Annotated in this window: 17 protein-coding genes and 3 rRNA genes; all 20 read left to right on the forward strand. The window is 35.4% G+C overall.

Annotated features, from left to right (window positions below; translation table 11 throughout):
• Window positions 1–28: 28 nt before the first annotated feature.
• The 20 genes from dnaX to veg all read left to right on the forward strand — a co-directional run bounded on the left by dnaX (window position 29) and on the right by veg (window position 20,946).
• Window positions 29–1,732, forward strand: coding sequence for a DNA polymerase III subunit gamma/tau (gene dnaX / locus J3R86_RS01790; RefSeq protein WP_207517808.1), 1,704 nt, complete (start codon window positions 29–31; stop codon window positions 1,730–1,732).
• An 88-nt stretch (window positions 1,733–1,820) separates the two neighbouring features.
• Window positions 1,821–2,138 (forward strand): YbaB/EbfC family nucleoid-associated protein, encoded by a 318-nt coding sequence (locus J3R86_RS01795; protein WP_002464898.1) that lies wholly within the window; start codon window positions 1,821–1,823, stop codon window positions 2,136–2,138.
• A gap of 6 nt (window positions 2,139–2,144) precedes the next feature.
• Window positions 2,145–2,741 (forward strand): recombination mediator RecR, encoded by a 597-nt coding sequence (gene recR / locus J3R86_RS01800; protein ID WP_207517809.1) that lies wholly within the window; start codon window positions 2,145–2,147, stop codon window positions 2,739–2,741.
• 576 nt (window positions 2,742–3,317) lie between these two features.
• Window positions 3,318–4,869, forward strand: a 16S ribosomal RNA gene (locus J3R86_RS01805).
• Window positions 4,870–5,114: 245 nt separating this feature from the next.
• Window positions 5,115–8,037: ribosomal RNA gene (locus J3R86_RS01810) — 23S ribosomal RNA — on the forward strand.
• Between the two features lie 73 nt (window positions 8,038–8,110).
• Window positions 8,111–8,225, forward strand: a 5S ribosomal RNA gene (rrf, locus tag J3R86_RS01815).
• The 16S, 23S and 5S rRNA genes sit together here, the layout of an rRNA operon.
• Window positions 8,226–8,722: 497 nt before the next feature.
• Window positions 8,723–10,069 (forward strand): aminotransferase class I/II-fold pyridoxal phosphate-dependent enzyme, encoded by a 1,347-nt coding sequence (locus tag J3R86_RS01820; protein WP_207517810.1) that lies wholly within the window; start codon window positions 8,723–8,725, stop codon window positions 10,067–10,069.
• Between the two features lies 1 nt (window position 10,070).
• The gene (gene tmk / locus J3R86_RS01825; protein WP_207517811.1) at window positions 10,071–10,688 is read left to right on the forward strand and encodes a dTMP kinase; all 618 of its coding nucleotides are present in this window, start codon (window positions 10,071–10,073) and stop codon (window positions 10,686–10,688) included.
• Window positions 10,689–10,717: 29 nt separating this feature from the next.
• Window positions 10,718–11,047, forward strand: coding sequence for a cyclic di-AMP receptor DarA (locus tag J3R86_RS01830; protein ID WP_002464208.1), 330 nt, complete (start codon window positions 10,718–10,720; stop codon window positions 11,045–11,047).
• Window positions 11,048–11,256: 209 nt separating this feature from the next.
• On the forward strand, window positions 11,257–12,183 hold the full coding sequence (locus tag J3R86_RS01835) for a DNA polymerase III subunit (protein ID WP_207517812.1): 927 nt from the start codon (window positions 11,257–11,259) through the stop codon (window positions 12,181–12,183).
• Window positions 12,184–12,987, forward strand: coding sequence for a PSP1 domain-containing protein (locus J3R86_RS01840; RefSeq protein ID WP_207517813.1), 804 nt, complete (start codon window positions 12,184–12,186; stop codon window positions 12,985–12,987).
• Between the two features lie 16 nt (window positions 12,988–13,003).
• Complete coding sequence (yabA, locus tag J3R86_RS01845; protein ID WP_207517814.1) at window positions 13,004–13,366, forward strand: DNA replication initiation control protein YabA; 363 nt, start codon at window positions 13,004–13,006, stop codon at window positions 13,364–13,366.
• Window positions 13,367–13,472: 106 nt separating this feature from the next.
• The gene (locus J3R86_RS01850; RefSeq protein WP_207517815.1) at window positions 13,473–14,198 is read left to right on the forward strand and encodes a tRNA1(Val) (adenine(37)-N6)-methyltransferase; all 726 of its coding nucleotides are present in this window, start codon (window positions 13,473–13,475) and stop codon (window positions 14,196–14,198) included.
• Window positions 14,191–14,439, forward strand: coding sequence for a GIY-YIG nuclease family protein (locus J3R86_RS01855; protein WP_207517816.1), 249 nt, complete (start codon window positions 14,191–14,193; stop codon window positions 14,437–14,439). Before J3R86_RS01850 ends, J3R86_RS01855 begins: the two co-directional genes overlap by 8 nt.
• Before the next feature lies 1 nt (window position 14,440).
• The gene (gene rsmI, locus J3R86_RS01860; protein WP_207517817.1) at window positions 14,441–15,292 is read left to right on the forward strand and encodes a 16S rRNA (cytidine(1402)-2'-O)-methyltransferase; all 852 of its coding nucleotides are present in this window, start codon (window positions 14,441–14,443) and stop codon (window positions 15,290–15,292) included.
• A 536-nt stretch (window positions 15,293–15,828) separates the two neighbouring features.
• Complete coding sequence (gene metG / locus J3R86_RS01865) at window positions 15,829–17,802, forward strand: methionine--tRNA ligase (RefSeq protein ID WP_207517818.1); 1,974 nt, start codon at window positions 15,829–15,831, stop codon at window positions 17,800–17,802.
• Window positions 17,803–17,826: 24 nt separating this feature from the next.
• Window positions 17,827–18,597, forward strand: a complete 771-nt coding sequence (locus J3R86_RS01870) for a TatD family hydrolase (protein ID WP_207517819.1) — start codon at window positions 17,827–17,829, stop codon at window positions 18,595–18,597.
• A 538-nt stretch (window positions 18,598–19,135) separates the two neighbouring features.
• Window positions 19,136–19,672 (forward strand): ribonuclease M5, encoded by a 537-nt coding sequence (rnmV, locus tag J3R86_RS01875; RefSeq protein ID WP_207517820.1) that lies wholly within the window; start codon window positions 19,136–19,138, stop codon window positions 19,670–19,672.
• Between the two features lie 21 nt (window positions 19,673–19,693).
• Window positions 19,694–20,584, forward strand: a complete 891-nt coding sequence (rsmA, locus tag J3R86_RS01880; RefSeq protein WP_207517821.1) for a 16S rRNA (adenine(1518)-N(6)/adenine(1519)-N(6))-dimethyltransferase RsmA — start codon at window positions 19,694–19,696, stop codon at window positions 20,582–20,584.
• 98 nt (window positions 20,585–20,682) lie between these two features.
• Window positions 20,683–20,946 carry a biofilm formation stimulator Veg gene (gene veg / locus J3R86_RS01885; protein ID WP_001126664.1) on the forward strand — a complete coding sequence of 88 codons (264 nt, stop codon included), beginning with the start codon at window positions 20,683–20,685 and terminating at the stop codon, window positions 20,944–20,946.
• The last annotated feature ends 185 nt before the right edge of the window (window positions 20,947–21,131 follow it).

Below are 21,131 nucleotides of genomic sequence, written 5' to 3' on the forward strand. Positions count from 1 at the left end.
AGAAGTAATTGTTTATGGAGGTGCTAACTTGAACTATCAAGCTTTATACCGCATGTATAGACCGCAAAGTTTTGATGATGTCGTTGGTCAAGAACATGTTACAAAAACATTGAAAAATGCTATATCAAAAAACAAACAATCGCATGCCTATATTTTTAGTGGACCGAGAGGAACTGGAAAAACAAGTATAGCGAAAGTTTTTGCTAAAGCGATAAATTGTTTGAATAGCACTGATGGGGAACCTTGTAATGAATGTGCGATTTGTACAGGTATCACTCAGGGAACTAACTCAGATGTTATTGAAATTGATGCTGCAAGTAACAATGGTGTAGATGAAATTAGAAATATTAGAGATAAAGTTAAATATGCTCCGAGTGAATCAAAATATAAAGTATATATTATTGATGAAGTTCATATGTTAACAACAGGTGCATTTAATGCCTTACTAAAAACTTTAGAAGAACCACCAGCTCATGCTATCTTTATCTTGGCAACTACTGAACCACATAAAATACCTCCAACTATTATTTCTAGGGCACAACGTTTTGATTTTAAAGCGATTAGTATAAGCCAAATTGTAGAAAGGTTGCGATATGTCGCTGATGCACAACATCTAGATTATGAAAATAATGCATTAGAGTTTATTGCTAAAGCTTCAGAAGGTGGCATGAGAGATGCTTTAAGTATTATGGATCAGGCAATTGCATTTGGAGATGGACATTTAACTCTACAAGACGCTTTAAATGTAACTGGTAGTGTTCATGACGAAGCATTAAATCAGTTATTTGAAGAAATAGTTAAAGGGGATGTTCAAGCAGCATTCCAAAGATATCACCATTTTATCGCTGAAGGAAAAGAAGTGAATAGACTTATTAATGATATGATCTATTTTGTTAGAGATACAATTATGAATAAGACAGCTGACAAAGAAAATGATTATGATGCATTGATGACGTTAGATTTAAATATGCTTTATCAAATGATAGATAGTATAAATGATACGTTGGTATCAATTAGATTCAGTGTAAATCAAAATGTTCACTTTGAAGTATTGTTAGTTAAGCTTGCAGAACTTATAAAAAAACAAGTGCCGGTAGTTGGTATTGAATCTAATGATGTGACACACATTGCTCAACAACCGAATAGTGATGTATTGTTGCAAAGAATGGAACAATTAGAACAAGAGCTTAAAGCTTTAAAAGCGCAAGGTACAAGTGCAACTAGTAATAATAAGACAAGTAAAAAGCCAACAAGATCATTGCAAAGGAATAAAAATGCTTTTTCAATGCAACAAATTGCTAAAGTTTTAGATAAAGCAAATAAAGAAGACATTAAATTACTGAAAGATCGATGGCAAGATGTTGTTGATCATGCTAAAAATAATGATAAGAAGTCATTAGTTAGCTTATTACAAAATTCAGAACCAGTTGCAGCAAGTGAAGATCATGTCTTAGTGAAATTTGAAGAGGAAATTCACTGTGAAATTGTGAATAAGGACGATGAAAAACGCAGTAATATAGAAAGCGTTGTTTGTAATATTGTAAATAAAAATGTCAAAGTGGTTGGTGTGCCTTCAGATCAATGGTTAAGGGTGCGTTCAGAATATATACAATCACGTAAACAAGATCACAGCGATGATAATAGTAATGATAGTAGTGAACAACAAGATGTTGCACAAAAAGCAAAAGATTTATTTGGTGAAGAAACTGTAAATATAATAGATGAAGAGTGATACATGACAAGCGATATAATCGTATGTATAATGTAATAAACATCATATTTTTATTAAAACTGTATGAATTTCAAGGAGGAAAAAATATATGCGCGGTGGCGGAAATATGCAACAAATGATGAAACAAATGCAAAAAATGCAAAAGAAAATGGCTCAAGAACAAGAAAAGCTTAAAGAAGAGCGTATTGTAGGTACAGCTGGTGGTGGCATGGTTGCAGTTACAGTAACTGGACACAAAGAAGTTGTAGATGTTGAGATTAAAGAAGAAGCAGTAGATCCTGAAGATGTTGAAATGCTACAAGATTTAGTATTGGCAGCTACTAATGAAGCAATGAATAAAGCTGATGAACTTACTCAAGAACGCTTAGGTAAGCATACTCAAGGCTTAAATATTCCTGGAATGTGATTGTAGATGCAATATCCAGAACCTATATCAAAACTTATTGATAGTTTTATGAAATTGCCAGGCATTGGTCCAAAAACAGCCCAACGTCTGGCTTTTCATACTTTAGATATGAAAGAAGACGACGTTGTACAATTCGCTAAAGCATTAGTAGATGTAAAAAGAGAACTAACATATTGTAGTGTATGTGGACACATTACTGAGAATGATCCGTGTTATATCTGTGAGGATAAGCAAAGAGATCGATCTGTGATTTGTGTTGTTGAAGATGATAAAGATGTTATAGCTATGGAAAAAATGAGAGAATATAAAGGTTTGTATCATGTTCTACATGGTTCGATTTCACCTATGGACGGCATTGGCCCAGAAGATATTAATACTCCTTCATTGATAGAACGCTTGAAAAGTGATGAAGTAAATGAACTAATCTTAGCAATGAATCCTAATTTAGAGGGAGAATCTACTGCAATGTATATTTCGAGATTAGTTAAACCTATAGGTATTAAAGTAACAAGATTAGCACAAGGGCTATCTGTTGGTGGAGATTTAGAATATGCAGATGAAGTAACTTTATCAAAAGCTATAGCTGGAAGAACTGAAATGTAGAAAGTAAAATAAGTTGTTGTTTCTATTTTAATTATAGAAATGACAGCTTTTTTCATTGGAATATAATAGTATGAAATGATAATTAAGCTTAATATAGACTGTTAATATAAAGGGTTAGTAGGAACTATAAAATTATTTATAGCAAACAACAAAATAATTAAAAATTATTAAAGTTCCTATTTATAGCGATATAGACGATTTTTACATAAGTGCAAGTGATGATTTTCATTTTAAAACATACTATAAACTTATATCTGTTATATAAGTTCGGTTTTTGCGTTCAGGTGTATTTTTAATAGTGTTAAAAGTGTAAATTTTACTGTTGTTAAGTATGCTAGAAGCCTGTATAGTATGTATTTGTTGAGGCGAACAAAAGCACAACAAAACAATTTGAATAAAATCAAAATTAATTTTAAAAAGTTATTGACTTGAAGATTAATAACGTTTATAATTAATTCTTGTGTTGAGAAATGAACATTGAAAACTGAATGACAATATGTCAACGTTAATTCCAAAAACGTAACATTAAGTTACAAACATTATTTAGTATTATGAGCTAATCAAACATCATAAATTTTTATGGAGAGTTTGATCCTGGCTCAGGATGAACGCTGGCGGCGTGCCTAATACATGCAAGTCGAGCGAACAGATGAGAAGCTTGCTTCTCTGATGTTAGCGGCGGACGGGTGAGTAACACGTGGATAACCTACCTATAAGACTGGGATAACTTCGGGAAACCGGAGCTAATACCGGATAATATATTGAACCGCATGGTTCAATAGTGAAAGATGGTCTTGCTATCACTTATAGATGGATCCGCGCTGCATTAGCTAGTTGGTAAGGTAACGGCTTACCAAGGCAACGATGCATAGCCGACCTGAGAGGGTGATCGGCCACACTGGAACTGAGACACGGTCCAGACTCCTACGGGAGGCAGCAGTAGGGAATCTTCCGCAATGGGCGAAAGCCTGACGGAGCAACGCCGCGTGAGTGATGAAGGTCTTCGGATCGTAAAACTCTGTTATTAGGGAAGAACATATGTGTAAGTAACTGTGCACATCTTGACGGTACCTAATCAGAAAGCCACGGCTAACTACGTGCCAGCAGCCGCGGTAATACGTAGGTGGCAAGCGTTATCCGGAATTATTGGGCGTAAAGCGCGCGTAGGCGGTTTTTTAAGTCTGATGTGAAAGCCCACGGCTCAACCGTGGAGGGTCATTGGAAACTGGAAAACTTGAGTGCAGAAGAGGAAAGTGGAATTCCATGTGTAGCGGTGAAATGCGCAGAGATATGGAGGAACACCAGTGGCGAAGGCGACTTTCTGGTCTGTAACTGACGCTGATGTGCGAAAGCGTGGGGATCAAACAGGATTAGATACCCTGGTAGTCCACGCCGTAAACGATGAGTGCTAAGTGTTAGGGGGTTTCCGCCCCTTAGTGCTGCAGCTAACGCATTAAGCACTCCGCCTGGGGAGTACGACCGCAAGGTTGAAACTCAAAGGAATTGACGGGGACCCGCACAAGCGGTGGAGCATGTGGTTTAATTCGAAGCAACGCGAAGAACCTTACCAAATCTTGACATCCTTTGACAACTCTAGAGATAGAGCCTTCCCCTTCGGGGGACAAAGTGACAGGTGGTGCATGGTTGTCGTCAGCTCGTGTCGTGAGATGTTGGGTTAAGTCCCGCAACGAGCGCAACCCTTAAGCTTAGTTGCCATCATTAAGTTGGGCACTCTAAGTTGACTGCCGGTGACAAACCGGAGGAAGGTGGGGATGACGTCAAATCATCATGCCCCTTATGATTTGGGCTACACACGTGCTACAATGGACAATACAAAGGGCAGCGAAACCGCGAGGTCAAGCAAATCCCATAAAGTTGTTCTCAGTTCGGATTGTAGTCTGCAACTCGACTACATGAAGCTGGAATCGCTAGTAATCGTAGATCAGCATGCTACGGTGAATACGTTCCCGGGTCTTGTACACACCGCCCGTCACACCACGAGAGTTTGTAACACCCGAAGCCGGTGGAGTAACCTTTTAGGAGCTAGCCGTCGAAGGTGGGACAAATGATTGGGGTGAAGTCGTAACAAGGTAGCCGTATCGGAAGGTGCGGCTGGATCACCTCCTTTCTAAGGATATATTCGGAACATCTTTTTAGAAGATGCGGAATAACGTAGACATATTGTATTCAGTTTTGAATGTTTATTAACATTCATTTGTACATTGAAAACTAGATAAGTAAGTAAAAATAGATTTTACCAAGCAAAACCGAGTGAATAAAGAGTTTTAAATAAGCTTGAATTCATAAGAAATAATCGCTAGTGTTCGAAAGAACACTCACAAGATTAATAACGCGTTTCCTAACGGAAACATAGATTAAGTTATTAAGGGCGCACGGTGGATGCCTTGGCACTAGAAGCCGATGAAGGACGTTACTAACGACGATATGCTTTGGGTAGCTGTAAGTAAGCGTTGATCCAGAGATTTCCGAATGGGGAAACCCAGCATGAGTTATGTCATGTTATCGATATGTGAATACATAGCATATCAGAAGGCACACCCGGAGAACTGAAACATCTTAGTACCCGGAGGAAGAGAAAGAAAAATCGATTCCCTGAGTAGCGGCGAGCGAAACGGGAAGAGCCCAAACCAACAAGCTTGCTTGTTGGGGTTGTAGGACACTCTGTACGGAGTTACAAAGGACGATATTAGACGAATCATCTGGAAAGATGAATCAAAGAAGGTAACAATCCTGTAGTTGAAAATATTGTCTCTCTTGAGTGGATCCTGAGTACGACGGAGCACGTGAAATTCCGTCGGAATCTGGGAGGACCATCTCCCAAGGCTAAATACTCTCTAGTGACCGATAGTGAACCAGTACCGTGAGGGAAAGGTGAAAAGCACCCCGGAAGGGGAGTGAAATAGAACCTGAAACCGTGTGCTTACAAGTAGTCAGAGCCCGTTAATGGGTGATGGCGTGCCTTTTGTAGAATGAACCGGCGAGTTACGATTTGATGCAAGGTTAAGCAGTAAATGTGGAGCCGTAGCGAAAGCGAGTCTGAATAGGGCGTTTAGTATTTGGTCGTAGACCCGAAACCAGGTGATCTACCCTTGGTCAGGTTGAAGTTCAGGTAACACTGAATGGAGGACCGAACCGACTTACGTTGAAAAGTGAGCGGATGAACTGAGGGTAGCGGAGAAATTCCAATCGAACCTGGAGATAGCTGGTTCTCTCCGAAATAGCTTTAGGGCTAGCCTCAAGTGATGATTATTGGAGGTAGAGCACTGTTTGGACGAGGGGCCCTTCTCGGGTTACCGAATTCAGACAAACTCCGAATGCCAATTAATTTAACTTGGGAGTCAGAACATGGGTGATAAGGTCCGTGTTCGAAAGGGAAACAGCCCAGACCACCAGCTAAGGTCCCAAAATATATGTTAAGTGGAAAAGGATGTGGCGTTGCCCAGACAACTAGGATGTTGGCTTAGAAGCAGCCATCATTTAAAGAGTGCGTAATAGCTCACTAGTCGAGTGACACTGCGCCGAAAATGTACCGGGGCTAAACATATTACCGAAGCTGTGGATTGTCCTTTGGACAATGGTAGGAGAGCGTTCTAAGGGCGGTGAAGCATGATCGCAAGGACATGTGGAGCGCTTAGAAGTGAGAATGCCGGTGTGAGTAGCGAAAGACGGGTGAGAATCCCGTCCACCGATTGACTAAGGTTTCCAGAGGAAGGCTCGTCCGCTCTGGGTTAGTCGGGTCCTAAGCTGAGGCCGACAGGCGTAGGCGATGGATAACAGGTTGATATTCCTGTACCACCTATAATCGTTTTAATCGATGGGGGGACGCAGTAGGATAGGCGAAGCGTGCGATTGGATTGCACGTCTAAGCAGTAAGGCTGAGTACTAGGCAAATCCGGTACTCGTGAAGGCTGAGCTGTGATGGGGAGAAGACATTGTGTCTTCGAGTCGTTGATTTCACACTGCCGAGAAAAGCCTCTAGATAGAAAATAGGTGCCCGTACCGCAAACCGACACAGGTAGTCAAGATGAGAATTCTAAGGTGAGCGAGCGAACTCTCGTTAAGGAACTCGGCAAAATGACCCCGTAACTTCGGGAGAAGGGGTGCTCTTTAGGGTTAACGCCCAGAAGAGCCGCAGTGAATAGGCCCAAGCGACTGTTTATCAAAAACACAGGTCTCTGCTAAACCGTAAGGTGATGTATAGGGGCTGACGCCTGCCCGGTGCTGGAAGGTTAAGAGGAGTGGTTAGCTTCTGCGAAGCTACGAATCGAAGCCCCAGTAAACGGCGGCCGTAACTATAACGGTCCTAAGGTAGCGAAATTCCTTGTCGGGTAAGTTCCGACCCGCACGAAAGGCGTAACGATTTGGGCACTGTCTCAACGAGAGACTCGGTGAAATCATAGTACCTGTGAAGATGCAGGTTACCCGCGACAGGACGGAAAGACCCCGTGGAGCTTTACTGTAGCCTGATATTGAAATTCGGCACAGCTTGTACAGGATAGGTAGGAGCCTTTGAAACGTGAGCGCTAGCTTACGTGGAGGCGCTGGTGGGATACTACCCTAGCTGTGTTGGCTTTCTAACCCGCACCACTTATCGTGGTGGGAGACAGTGTCAGGCGGGCAGTTTGACTGGGGCGGTCGCCTCCTAAAAGGTAACGGAGGCGCTCAAAGGTTCCCTCAGAATGGTTGGAAATCATTCATAGAGTGTAAAGGCATAAGGGAGCTTGACTGCGAGACCTACAAGTCGAGCAGGGTCGAAAGACGGACTTAGTGATCCGGTGGTTCCGCATGGAAGGGCCATCGCTCAACGGATAAAAGCTACCCCGGGGATAACAGGCTTATCTCCCCCAAGAGTTCACATCGACGGGGAGGTTTGGCACCTCGATGTCGGCTCATCGCATCCTGGGGCTGTAGTCGGTCCCAAGGGTTGGGCTGTTCGCCCATTAAAGCGGTACGCGAGCTGGGTTCAGAACGTCGTGAGACAGTTCGGTCCCTATCCGTCGTGGGCGTAGGAAATTTGAGAGGAGCTGTCCTTAGTACGAGAGGACCGGGATGGACATACCTCTGGTGTACCAGTTGTCGTGCCAACGGCATAGCTGGGTAGCTATGTATGGACGGGATAAGTGCTGAAAGCATCTAAGCATGAAGCCCCCCTCAAGATGAGATTTCCCAACTTCGGTTATAAGATCCCTCAAAGATGATGAGGTTAATAGGTTCGAGGTGGAAGCATGGTGACATGTGGAGCTGACGAATACTAATCGATCGAAGACTTAATCAATTAAATGTTTTGCGAAGCACAATCATTTTTACTTACTATCTAGTTTTGAGTGTATAATTTACATTCTTATTTGTCTGGTGACTATGGCAAGGAGGTCACACCTGTTCCCATGCCGAACACAGAAGTTAAGCTCCTTAGCGCCGATGGTAGTCGGACTTACGTTCCGCTAGAGTAGGACGTTGCCAGGCAATAAAAATGGATGCGATGACCCGCATTGAGACCGTAAGGTCTCTTTTTTTTATGTCTAAAAGTCATGAAGGTATATAAGGACTTGATGCAGAGCAAGCGTTTGAAGCTGACGAAATAAGGAACGAACGCCACGACTTTAGACGAGCTAAAGGAGTCAGAGAGAGACGTCAATGAGGAAAGATGCGAGCGGTTGTCTCAAGTCAAGAAAGCGCCTTAGCGCCGATGGTAGCAGACTACGTTCCGCTAGAGTAGGACGTTGCCAGGCAATAAAAATGGATGCGATGAGTCGCATTGAGACCGCGAGGTCTCTTTTTTTATGTCTAAATACATCATGTTAGTATTGAAAAAGCGAGGCACTATTAGAAAATAAGATGTATATTTTCTAAAGCAACTTAATTATTGTACAATAGACAAGCTATTGTATAAGTAACACTAACTTTTTCCAAAGAAGTGTTACTATATAATTAATGAATGTTTTAAGGGAAAGTGAGTAAATATGAAAACACCCATTATAGAAAAGTTGAATAAACTTAATGATTTAAATGCTATATCATTACATGTCCCGGGTCATAAAAATATGACCATTGGAAATTTAGAATCATTAAATATAAGTATGGATAAAACTGAAATAACAGGTCTAGATGATTTACATCATCCTGAAGATATTATTTTACAAAGTATGAACTTAGTAAAAAAACATTCGGATTATACTGCTTATTTATTAATTAATGGTACAACTTCTGGAATCTTATCTGTTATCCAAGCTTTTAATAAGGAAAAAGGTCGAGTGTTACTGATGAGAAATAGTCACAAATCTGTGTTACATGCTTTGGATATTAGTAATCAGTTTGGACGATTTACTGAAATGATTCAAAGTAGTAATAGTTTACATTACCAACAACCACTTTTTAATAATTTAGATCAACAAAAGTATAAATTAGCAGTATTAACATATCCTAATTATTACGGTGAGACATATGATATAAGTAGAAAAATTAATGAATTACACAACAAACATATCCCAGTACTTGTAGATGAAGCACATGGTGCTCATTTCGGTTTGCAAGGTTTTCCACAGTCATCTTTAAATTACCATGCTGATTATGTTGTACAGTCATATCATAAAACATTACCAGCACTGACAATGGGATCTATGTTATTTATACATAAGGATGCACCATTAAGAAATGAAATTATTAAATATTTGAATTATTTCCAAACCTCAAGTCCATCTTATTTAATTATGGCAAGTTTAGAATCTGCACAGCAATTTTATGATGAATATGATGAAAAAATATTTTTTGTTAAGAGAAATATGGTAATAAAACAATTAAAACGAATGGGATTTGAGGTGATTCAAGTAGATGATCCTTTAAAATTATTAATTAGATATAGAGGAACAACAGGTGATGATATACAAGCATGGTTAGAAGAACAACATATATATGTTGAACTAGCAGATGAATATCAAGTGTTATTAGTCTTACCTTTATGGCATAACAATGATAGCTATCCTTTTAATGATTTATTGCATAGAATTGCAAAGATACATTTACCAAAAAAACAATGGGAATTAAAAGAAAATTTTGCAAGTCCTAAATTATTAACTGATAGTGGAGAATATAAACCTTTTGAAAGTGATAAAACAAGATGGCTAGATTTTACTAAAGCTAATGGAAGAGTATTAGCACAACACATTGTTCCATATCCACCTGGCATTCCTACTATTATAAAAGGAGAAACAATAACTGAAAATATGATAGAATTACTTGAAGATTATTATGTATCTGGATTAAAAATTGAAGGAATGACAAATAATAAAATTTTAGTTGAGGATGAATAAAATGTCAGCTTTTATAACATTTGAAGGACCTGAAGGTTCAGGAAAAACTACAGTATTAAAAAAAGTATCTGAAAAATTACAAAATGAATATGATACTATTGCGACACGTGAACCTGGTGGTGTACCTACAGGAGAAGAAATACGTAAGATAGTATTAGAAGGAAATGACATGGATATTAGAACAGAGGCAATGCTTTTTGCAGCTTCTAGAAGAGAACATTTAGTCGAAAAAGTTATTCCGGCTTTAAGTGATAATAAAATCGTATTATGTGATCGTTATATCGACAGCTCTCTAGCATATCAAGGGTATGCCAGAGGTATAGGTATGGAAGCAGTTAAGTCATTAAATGACTTTGCTATCAATGGTTTATATCCTGATTTGACAGTCTATTTAGATATTAGTGTAGAGGTTGGTAGACAGCGTATTGTTCAAAATGCAAGAGAACAAAATAGACTGGATCAAGAAGATTTGAAATTTCATGAAAAAGTAATTGAAGGTTATCATAAAATCATTCATAATGAACCACAACGGTTTGAAATTATTAACGCAGATCAACCTCTAGAAAATGTTGTTGAAGATACGTATCAAACTATCATCAAATTTCTTGAAAAGATATGATATAATTGCTAGAAGAGGTGTTATAAATAATGAAAATGGTTATAGCGATCGTACAAGATCAAGATAGTCAAGAATTAGCAGACCAACTTGTTAAGTATAATTTCAGAGCAACAAAATTAGCAACAACAGGTGGTTTTTTAAAAGCAGGAAATACGACATTCTTATGTGGTGTCAATGATGACCGTGTTGATGAATTATTAGATGTGATTAATAATACATGTGGTAATAGAGAGCAACTGGTTTCTCCAATAACACCAATGGGTGGAAGTGCAGATTCATATATTCCATATCCTGTTGAAGTAGAAGTGGGTGGCGCTACAGTATTTGTAATGCCAGTAGATGCTTTTCACCAATTTTAAATGCATTTTGCAATAATAATTCGTAAAAGCTAATTATAATATCTAAATACTTATTAAATGATTTAGGGTTGCTTTAATGTAGCTAGTTATGAATAAAGATAAGGTAATCGTTGATGTATCTTCAATACAGTACCTTATTGTTATTATTTATGAATAATTAGTTTTCTGATAGCAACCTTTTTATATAAATGAAAAGGGGATTGTAATGAATGGATGAACAGCAACAATTGGCAAATGCATATCATTCAAATAAATTATCACATGCTTATTTATTTGAAGGTGACGATGCACAAACAATGAAACAAGTTGCATTGAATTTTGCAAAGCTTATCTTATGTGATAACGATAGTCAATGTGATGCAAAGGTTTCCGCATTCAATCATCCAGATTTTTTGTATGTTTCTTCTAATGAAAATACTATAAAAAAAGAACAAGTTGAACAGCTAGTTCATTATATGAATCAACTTCCTATAGAAAGTGATTATAAGGTATATATCATTGAAGATTTTGAGAAGTTAACTATTCAAGGTGAAAATAGTATTTTAAAATTTTTAGAAGAACCTCCTGATAAAACCATTGCCATTTTATTATCAACTAAACCAGAACAAATATTAAATACCATACATTCAAGATGTCAACATTTGTATTTTAAGCCTATAGACAAAGTACAGTTTATTAAACGTTTAGAAGATAGAGAAATATCTAAACCAATAGCTGAAATGATTAGTACATATACGACACAAATTGAAAATGCGCTAGCTTTAAATGAAGAGTTTGATTTAATGTCATTAAGAAAGAGCATTATACATTGGTGTGAACTGTTGTTAACTAACAAATCAATGGCATTAATAGGTATTATAGATCTATTAAAACAAGCTAAAAATCGTAAATTACAATTATTAACTATTGCTGCTGTAAATGGATTTTTCGAAGATATCTTACATAGTAAAGTTAATATTAACAGTACAATTATTTTTAGTGATTTACAAAATGACACACAAAAATATGCGCAAAATTTAACTTTTAATCAAATCGTTTTAATGTTAGAACAGCTAACAGATGCACATAAAAAATTAAACCAAAATGTTAATCCAACATTAGTGTTTGAACAAATAGTAATTAAGGGTGTGAGTTAAATGCCAAATGTTGTCGGCATTCAGTTTCAAAAAGCCGGAAAATTAGAATATTATACACCTAATAATATAGATTTAGATGAAGGACAATGGGTAGTTGTTGAATCTCAAAGAGGTATTGAAATTGGTTTGGTCAAAACAGGCGTCAAAGCTATCGCTGAAGAAGATATTTGTTTACCTATAAAATCAGTTATACGTATTGCAAATGAAGCAGACGTTGCTACATATTTTAAAAATGAACAAGATGCTGAAGAGGCATTAGAATTATGTAAAAATATTGTACAACAGCAGCAATTGGATATGCGTTTAGTTAACTGTGAATACACATTAGATAAATCAAAAGTCATTTTTAATTTTACGGCCGATGATCGTATTGATTTTAGAAAATTAGTAAAATCTTTAGCACAAAATTTAAAAACTAGAATCGAGTTAAGACAAATCGGTGTTAGAGACGAAGCTAAATTACTTGGTGGAATCGGTCCATGTGGACGCTCTCTTTGTTGTTCAACGTTTTTAGGGGATTTTGAACCGGTTTCTATTAAAATGGCTAAAGATCAAAATTTATCATTAAATCCTACGAAAATATCAGGTGCATGTGGTAGATTGATGTGCTGTTTAAAATATGAAAATGATTTATACGAAGAAGCTAGAGCACAACTGCCAGATATTGGTGATGCTATTGACACACCAGAGGGGAACGGTAAAGTTGTAGCATTAAATATACTTGATATTTCAATGCAAGTTAAAATAGAAGGCCTTGAGCAACCACTAGAATATAAATTAGAAGAGTTAGAAGCTTTGAAATGAGGAGGCTTAAGTAGAGTTGGAACGCAATGACATATTTGATAGATTACTGCGTTTAGAAACGAGTGTTAACCAATTAGCACAAGAAGCAACTGAATTAAAATCACTTGTTGTTGAAATGGTTGAAACTAATGTAGCGTTACAATTAGAAAATGATAATCTAAAAAAAGTACTAGGTAATGAAGAAGTACAAAATGATGAGCATCATAGTCAAGATATTGCCGCGCAACAGCAGACAAAGAAAGTCAAAAAACCATTGCCAAGTAAAGATAACTTAGCAATCTTGTACGGCGAAGGCTTTCATATATGTAAAGGTGAATTATTTGGAAAACACCGACATGGAGAAGATTGTTTATTTTGCCTTAATGTATTGAGTGATTAAATGATAAGGCAAATAAATTTTGAAATGAATCATAAAATGTAACTGGGTGTATAAGTGGTAATGATAGTGATTACTACCAATACATCCCTTTTTTAGGAGTAAATGAATGTTAAATGAAAATGAACGATATGACCAATTAATTAAAGAACAATTTAAAATTATTCAAAATGATGATGTGTTTTCATTTTCTACAGATGCGTTATTGTTAGGTCATTTTGCGTATCCAAAAGCAAAAGATAAAGTTATAGATTTGTGTGCAGGTAACGGTGTTATTCAATTACTATTATTTGCTAAACAACAGATTAGTATAGAGGGTATAGAAATACAGTCACAGTTAGTAGATATGGCAAGTAGATCATTTCAAGTTAATAACGTAGACCAGTTTCTAACAATGCATCATATGGATGTTAACAAGGTATATCAGCATTTTAAACCATCACAATATTCATTAGTCACGTGCAATCCACCTTATTTCAAAGAAAATCAATTGCATCAACATCAAAAAGAAGCACATAAAATAGCTAGACATGAAATTTTATGTACCTTAGAAGATTGTGTATTAGCTGCACGTCATCTTTTAAAAGAAGGTGGCAAATTAATTATGGTTCATAGAGCTGATAGACTGATGGATGTCTTAAGCGACATGCGCCATGCTAATATAGAACCTAAGAAAATCAATTTTATTTATAGTAAAATAGGGAAATCAGCGCAAACTATTGTTGTAGAAGGTAGAAAAGGTGGTAATCAAGGATTAATCATTGCACCACCATTTTATATATATAATGAAGATGGAACTTATAGTAATGAAATGAAGGAAATTTATTATGGATAGTCACTTTGTATACATAGTCAAATGTAATGATGGAAGTTTATATACTGGATATGCAAAAGATGTTAAGGCTCGAATTGCTAAGCATAATGATGGAAAGGGAGCCAAATATACAAAAACAAGACGCCCGGTACAGTTAGTTTATCATGAAGTGTATGATACAAAATCGGAAGCATTAAAAAGAGAATATGAAATCAAAACATATTCAAGGCAAAAGAAATTGCGATTAATTGAGGAGAGATAATATGGCCATACTATATTTAGTAGGAACGCCTATTGGCAATCTAGCAGATATTACTTATCGGGCAGTATCAATTTTGCAACAAGTAGATATGATTGCATGTGAAGATACACGAGTTACTACAAAATTATGTCATCACTATCAAATAGATACACCATTAAAGTCATATCATGAACATAATAAAGATAAGCAAACAAACTATATTATCGAACAACTTGAAGCGGGTTTGAGTGTGGCATTGGTATCAGATGCAGGCTTACCATTAATCAGTGATCCAGGATATGAATTAGTTGTCGCAGCTCGACAACATGGTATAAAGGTTGAAACTGTTCCAGGTCCGAACGCAGGATTAACAGCATTGATGGCAAGTGGCTTACCATCGTTCACGTATACATTTTTAGGCTTTTTACCACGAAAAGAAAAGGAGAAGACAGCTATCTTAACACAAAGAATGTATGAGGATAGCACGTTAATTATTTATGAATCGCCATATAGAGTAGTAGAAACATTAAAGACCATTGCTAAAATTGACTCTGAGCGACAAGTATCAATAGGAAGAGAATTAACTAAGAAATTCGAACAAATAACAACAGATACTATTGAACAAATTTTGGAATTACTACGACATAATGATATCCCACAAAAGGGTGAGTTTGTTATACTCATTGAAGGTGCTAAAGCACAAGTTGATGAATCATGGTTTAATTCACTAACTATTGAGCAACATGTTAATCATTACATTGATAAAGATAATTTAAAACCTAAACAAGCTATTAAAAAAGTAGCTGCAGACAGACAAAAGAAACCAAATGAAGTGTATAATATTTATCATCAGATTGAAACCAATGATGATTGATATAATAGGAATAATTGGAATGTAAATTGAAAACTGACTATTGTTGATAATGACTTTAAATCATATAAAATTGTGAGAGCGCATGGAATAAAAAAATTCTATATTTAAAAGGATATGCTTAGCAGAAAGTTTCTGTAATTGTCTGAAACAAAAAGATTATATAATCAATTTTTGCGATTGGCAGTTACTGTTTATATTAAAAAAATTGATAAATGCAACGTTTTATAATACTAGTCAGTATTGCAAGGTTGGGAAGGACGCGTTATTAAAAAGTGACATATAGTTTTTACAATAATGTACAAGATGGACAGCTACGAATAAATTTGTTTTAAATTAATTATTGCTGTCCACTGCCATCATAGTCAGTCTTGCCGGGATGTTATAACGATATTAAACTTTTAAAGAATTATTTCTATCTTACTCTCAAATACTTGCAATATTACAAAAAGTCAATCAATTAAAGTAAACCGTCAATCATTGAAAAGCTAAAGTAAGTTAGCTATTATTTATATGAAACCATACGAGGAGGAACAGTTATGACTAAAGAAACATTTTATATAACAACCCCAATTTATTATCCAAGTGGGAATTTACATATAGGGCATGCATACTCAACCGTAGCAGGTGATGTCATTGCACGATATAAAAGAATGCAGGGTTACGATGTCAGATACTTAACAGGTACAGATGAACATGGTCAAAAAATTCAAGAAAAGGCTCAAAAAGCTGGCAAATCAGAAATTGAATATTTGAATGAAATGATAGATGGTATCAAGCAATTATGGTCAAAACTTGAAATCTCTAATGATGATTTTATTCGAACAACAGAAGAAAGACATAAACATGTTGTTGAACAGGTATTTGAACGTTTGTTAAAACAAGGGGACATTTATTTAGGGGAATACGAAGGTTGGTATTCTGTACCGGATGAAACTTATTACACTGAGTCTCAATTAGTTGATCCTCAATATGAAAATGGCAAAATAGTAGGCGGTAAAAGCCCAGACTCAGGCCATGAAGTTGAATTAGTAAAAGAAGAAAGCTATTTCTTTAATATAAGTAAATATACAGATCGACTATTAGAATTTTATGACCAAAATCCTGAATTCATACAGCCCCCTTCAAGAAAAAATGAAATGATTAATAACTTTATTAAGCCTGGTTTAGCAGATTTAGCTGTTTCTCGTACATCATTTAATTGGGGAGTCCATGTGCCATCAAACCCTAAACATGTCGTTTATGTATGGATTGATGCATTGGTTAATTATATTTCGTCTTTAGGTTATCTTTCAGATGATGAAACACTGTTTAATAAATATTGGCCAGCTGATATACATTTAATGGCGAAAGAAATTGTTCGTTTCCATTCTATTATTTGGCCAATTCTATTAATGGCATTAGATTTACCATTACCTAAAAAAGTGTTTGCACATGGATGGATATTAATGAAAGATGGCAAAATGAGTAAATCTAAAGGCAATGTGGTTGATCCTAACATTTTAATTGATCGTTATGGTTTAGATGCAACTCGTTACTATTTAATGAGAGAGTTACCATTTGGCTCAGATGGTGTCTTTACACCAGAAGCGTTTGTGGAAAGAACAAACTTTGATTTAGCGAATGACCTAGGTAACCTTGTTAATCGTACAATTTCAATGATTAATAAATATTTTGATGGAGAATTACCAGCTTACCAAGGACCACTTCATGATATTGATGAAGATATGGAGCAGTTAGCACTTGATACAGTTACAAGCTATACTGAAAGTATGGAAAGTTTACAATTCTCAGTGGCACTGTCAACTGTATGGAAATTAATAAGTAGAACAAATAAATATATTGATGAAACAACGCCTTGGGTGTTAGCAAAAGATGACAGTCAAAAAGCGATGTTGGGTAATGTAATGGCGCATTTAGTTGAAAATATTAGATTTGCAGCTGTGTTATTACGTCCATTCTTAACACATGCACCTAAAGAAATTTTTGAACAATTAAATATTAATAATCCAGAGTTAATGGAATTTGCTAGTTTAAGTCAATATGGTTTATTGACAGAACCTATTATGGTTACCAATAAACCACAACCTATTTTCCCTAGATTAGATAGTGAAGCTGAAATCAAATTTATTAAAGATTCAATGCAACCGCCAGAACCTAAAAAAGAAAAAGTAACAGAAACGCATAAAGAACAAATAGATATTAAAGATTTTGACAAAGTAGAAATTAAGGCAGCTACAATTATTGATGCAGAAAAAGTTAAAAAATCTGATAAACTACTTAAAATTCAAGTCGATCTCGATTCAGAACAACGTCAAATTGTATCTGGTATTGCTAAGTTTTATCGTCCAGAAGATATTATTGGGAAAAAAGTTGCTGTAGTAACTAATCTAAAACCAGCAAAATTAATGGGTAACAAATCAGAAGGTATGATTTTATCAGCTGAAAAAGATGGTGTTTTAACGTTGGTTAGTTTGCCTAACGCAATACCAAACGGAGCAGTAATTAAGTAATGCTTTAATTATAGGAGAGATAGTATGTTAATCGATACACATGTTCACTTAAATGATGAACAATACGATGAAGACTTAACAGAAGTTATTGAACGTGCGCAAGAAGCGGGTGTTGACCGTATGTTTGTAGTTGGTTTTGATACGCCAACAATTGAACGTGCCATGCGTCTAATTGATGAATATGATTTTATCTATGGAATTATTGGTTGGCACCCTGTTGACGCAGTGGATTTTACGGAAGAACGTTTACAATGGATTGAACAGTTAGCGCAACATCCTAAAGTGATAGGAATTGGCGAAATGGGACTGGATTATCATTGGGATAAATCACCAGCAGATATCCAAAAAGAAGTATTTAGAAAGCAAATAGCGCTTGCTAAACGTGTAAACTTACCAATTATTATTCATAATCGCGAAGCAACACAAGATTGTATTGATATATTATTAGAAGAACATGCTGAAGAAGTTGGTGGCATTATGCATAGTTTTAGTGGTTCACCTGAAATTGCTGATGTTGTTATTAATAAGTTGAATTTTTATATTTCATTGGGTGGACCTGTAACTTTTAAGAATGCAAAACAACCAAAAGAAGTTGCTAAACATGTGCCTATGGATCGCTTATTGGTAGAAACAGATGCTCCATATTTGTCTCCACATCCATATAGAGGTAAAAGAAATGAACCAGCAAGAGTTGTGTTAGTAGCTGAACAAATAGCTGAATTAAAAGGCCTAACATATGAAGAAGTATGCGAAGCAACAACTGCAAATGCTGAGAAGTTATTTAAGTTAAATTAATATAGCATAGAGTGAGAAAGTTGGCATATTTGAATATGAATGGTAACAATATCAGTCATATCCAAGAGAACTTTCTCACTTTTTTAGTGATTTAAGTGTTATTTAATTTTTCACTTAGCAAACTGGATTTTTTCAATGTTACTAAAAGGCTTGTGAATACAATATAAAAGTGAAATAGCTATAAAAGCATACTTGTATAGAAATGAGCATGGGATAAAAGCATTTTACACTTAAAATTAAACATTGGACAGTAACTATCTAGTTTTTAAAATGTTGATAAATCAACGTTTGAAAACCTAGTCAGTCTTGTGGAGGTGGAATTATTCAATAGATTTTATAAAAAAATTATTTCTGTTCCACTTCCAAATTAGCAATCAAGATTCAGTTCTCAATATAAACTTTCCCTTTAATGTACCATATAGGATAAAGTGACCATTAAAAAAATTAAGCTAAGTGATTAAAGAAGTACATATTATAAGTAATACTACTGTATTTAAAGTAATCTAGCTCATTGTTATTCATAGGAAGGTTGTTTTAAATGAAAATAAATGAATTTATTGTAGTTGAAGGAAGAGATGATACCGAGCGTGTCAAAAGGGCTGTCGAATGTGATACCATTGAAACAAATGGTAGTGCAATTAATGATCAAATATTGCAAGTGATTCAAAATGCTCAACAGAGTAGAGGTGTCATTGTACTAACTGATCCAGATTTCCCAGGCAATAAAATAAGAAGTATCATTACTGAGCATGTTTCTGGTGTCAAGCATGCTTATATAGATAGAGAGAAAGCTAAAAATAACAAAGGTAAAATTGGAGTTGAACACGCTTCAATCAATGATATTAAAGAAGCATTAATGCATGTTAGCTCACCTTTTGAAGAAGCACAAGAATCTATCGACAAAGATACACTAATAGAATTAGGCTTATTAGTGGGAAAAGATGCTAGAAGAAGAAGAGAAATAGTTAGTAGTAAATTACGTATCGGACATTCGAATGGTAAACAATTATTAAAGAAACTAAATGCCTTTGGTTATACAGAAGAAGATGTAAGAGAAGCATTGAAAGATTCTTAATAGAGTAGGAAGTGTAAATAGATGGAACAAAAAGATATTGCAACACCTTCGCGTACACGTGCATTATTAGATCAATATGGTTTTAATTTTAAAAAAAGTTTAGGACAAAATTTTTTAGTTGATGTTAATGTTATCAATAATATTATTGACGCAAGTGATATTGATGACCACACAGGTATTATTGAAATCGGTCCAGGAATGGGATCATTAACTGAACAATTAGCAAAAACTGCCAAAAAAGTACTAGCATTTGAAATAGATCAACGTTTAATACCTGTATTGAAAGATACATTAGCACCATATTCAAATGTGACAGTAATAAATGAAGATATACTAAAAGCTAATATTAAAGCAGCTGTACAAACATATTTGCAAGATTGTAATAAAATTATGGTAGTTGCTAATTTACCATACTATATTACCACACCTATACTGCTTAATTTAATGCAACAAGATATACCAATTGATGGTTATGTTGTTATGATGCAAAAAGAAGTAGGCGAGAGGTTGAATGCAGAAGTCGGCTCTAAAGCGTATGGCTCCCTTTCTATTGTTGTGCAGTATTATACAGAAACTAGTAAAGTTTTAACAGTACCTAAATCTGTTTTTATGCCACCACCTAATGTAGATTCAATTGTGGTGAAATTGATGAAACGATATAAACCATTGGTAACAATAGATGATGAGGAAGCATTTTTCAAATTAGCAAAGGCTGCCTTCGCTCAAAGAAGAAAAACAATCAATAATAACTATCAATCTTTCTTCTTAAATGGTAAACAACATAAAGAAGACATATTAAAATGGTTAGAACAAGCGGGGATAGATCCTAAACGTCGTGGAGAAACGTTAACTATACAAGATTTTGCAAAATTGTATGAAGAAAAGAAAAACTTCCCACAATTAGAAAATTAAATGATTGACAAAGTAAAAGACTATTGTTAAAATTTAAATTTATTTGACAAAATCGTTACAAATATGATATTATGTAACTTGTAGCGAGGTGGAGCAATATGCCAAAATCAATTTTGGACATCAAAAATTCTATTGATTGTCATGTAGGAAATCGTATTGTACTGAAAGCCAATGGAGGCCGTAAGAAAACAATTAAGCGTTCTGGAATTTTAAAAGAAACGTACCCATCAGTATTTATTGTTGAGTTAGATCAAGATAAACACAACTTTGAGAGAGTGTCTTATACATACACTGATGTGTTAACTGAAAATGTTCAAGTTTCGTTTGAAGAAGATAATCATCATGAATCAATTGCACACTAAATAAGACTGTATAAGTAAACTATATTTCTGAGTATAAGAAAATATTAATGATAATTATTTGAGTGTTGAGCATTATGTTCAATACTCTTTTTATTTAGGAATATATTTTCTGATACATGTTTTAATAAGGATGTTTAATATAATTGTCTTGAAATTAAAAGGTGCTTCAGTTTATAGAAACAAAA

Source organism: Staphylococcus simiae (assembly GCF_017357005.1).
GTDB lineage: Bacteria > Bacillota > Bacilli > Staphylococcales > Staphylococcaceae > Staphylococcus > Staphylococcus simiae_A.